The following is a 1,782-nucleotide window of genomic DNA, read 5'->3' as shown; positions in this document are numbered from 1 at the left end:
GCCCTCATGGGAATGTCATCCTCCCCCGCGGTGCCCTGGTCCTTGACGTAGCCCTTGAACGAGGCGCCCGTCACCGGGCAGGTCATCTCCACGTCCAGGAAACGGCTCGGCGCGAACGGGGAGATCCATGCCTCCTTGGGCGTCGCGTCTTCGCCGAAGAGAACCGGAGCGATGGGCACGTTGCCGATCATGACCGTCGCGGGCGGGATCTCTTCATCGCGGTAGATCGTCAAATAGTAGGCGCTCTTCTCCTCGTTGTACTTGCCCCCCACCGCGATGACCCAGGCCTCGCGTGTGATCGCGGCGCACGCGGCGCGGTAGTCGGGGTTGTTCTTCTCCGTCGGGTAGAATGCGGCCAGCTCCGCGGGGCTGTAGGTCTTGCCGGCCTTGAACTTGCGGCCCTTCTTGTCCTCCGCAGGCGTCTTGTCATCGCCCGCGCTCTTCGGGCCGAATGCTTCGCTCCACGCCATCGCGAGCGGGCGCGCCACACTGATCTTCAGGTACGCGTCGCGGTCGTAGTCTGCGAGCATCGCCGCCGTGGGCTCCGCGCCACAGTCGGCTTTGACCTTGTCGAACTGGACTGTTGCGTCCGCATCCGAGTATCCCTTCGTCTTCGCGATGTCGATTGCCTTGCTTCGCATTGTCTCCGCCCTCCTTGGGCGCCTTGAACTTGTGTCGTATTCGACACGCCGTCAACCGCTACTTGGTGTCCAGCGGTGGCGCGTCGAGTGGGCGAGTGCCGGCGAGACGAGCCTCGTAGTCGCCCCACGTCGATTCGGTAGCCATCAGCTTCGGGTCGACGTTGGTGAGCACCGCCGCAAGCATCTCCCGGGCGATCTCCACCGCTTCGCCGCGGTGGATGGCGATGCGGCAGAGTTCACGGACCTCGGGGGTGATACCCCTTGCCCCCTTGTGAGCGCGCTGTTGGGTCATGCAGGCGTCCAGCGCCGCCTTCTCGTACGCCGCGAGCATCGCGCGCAGGACGACCAACGGCGTGCGCTCCGCGGGCGTCGGCTTGTGCTGCGCCAGCGCCTCCGCGAGAGGCATCATGGTCTGATCTGGCCGGTCGACCGGGAGCCCGAGTGCCTTGCGCGCGATCGACATCCCGCACGCTCCGGCGAAGCCCGCGCCGCGCCGGTACGTCCCCTCGTAGTGACCCTCGTCGGCAAACCACAGCAGGGCTGCGGCGTAGCTTGTCGAGGCATCATCGGAGTACATCGGCACAGGCGGGAAAGTGGCACTCTCGACTCGATACCCCCTCTTCCGCAGCGCCGCGATGAGCGCCTCGGTGGTGCAGTGCCGCGCGACTTCGACGCCGTATTGCGCGCCGGGGTCTACCGGAACGCCGTGGTCTGCGACAGCCTGAAGCGCTGCGGCCGAAATGGTGGGGGTGCTCACGTCGCCTCCGGCTTCGCCGCTGCCACGATTGCTGTGTGGTGCGCCCGCACACTCGAATCCGCGATCGCCACGTTCACGATGGCGTCGAGCCTGTGGTGGTCGCGGGCCCAGGCGAGCGCTTCGTTCCACAGCTTCGAGACGGACTGATCCGTGCGGATCTCGTCAACCGCGATCCCGGCACGCTGAAGCACGACCACCGCCCGCCTGACGTCGGGATAGGCCCGCCGAAGCGCATCACACAGCGGGCCGATCGGGCGCTGCGGAGGACCCTCGCCTTGCGCCTTGGTGGCGACGCCCGCCTCGTAGTTGCGGGCCGTCTCGCGGGCCAGCGCGAGATACGTCTCGTGATCACCTGCGGGCGTTCTCGACCCCCAGGTAAGCGCA

At 67.1% G+C, this 1,782-nt stretch carries 3 protein-coding genes; all 3 read right to left on the bottom strand.

Annotated features, from left to right (window positions below; genetic code table 11):
* A partial coding sequence (locus AAFM29_RS17150; RefSeq protein WP_341713942.1) for a hypothetical protein occupies positions 1-641 on the bottom strand: 641 nt, incomplete at its 3' end.
* Between the two features lie 58 nt (positions 642-699).
* Positions 700-1,398, bottom strand: a complete 699-nt coding sequence (locus tag AAFM29_RS17145) for a hypothetical protein (RefSeq protein ID WP_341713941.1) — start codon at positions 1,396-1,398, stop codon at positions 700-702.
* On the bottom strand, positions 1,395-1,782 hold a 388-nt coding region (locus AAFM29_RS17140; RefSeq protein WP_341713940.1), incomplete at its 5' end, for an effector-associated domain EAD1-containing protein. The genes AAFM29_RS17145 and AAFM29_RS17140, both read right to left, overlap by 4 nt.

Origin of the sequence: Erythrobacter sp. (assembly GCF_038133525.1) — a bacterium.
Classification (GTDB): domain Bacteria; phylum Pseudomonadota; class Alphaproteobacteria; order Sphingomonadales; family Sphingomonadaceae; genus Qipengyuania.
The sequence above is the reverse complement of the archived record's forward strand: the minus strand, read 5'-3'. Positions and strand labels throughout refer to the sequence as shown.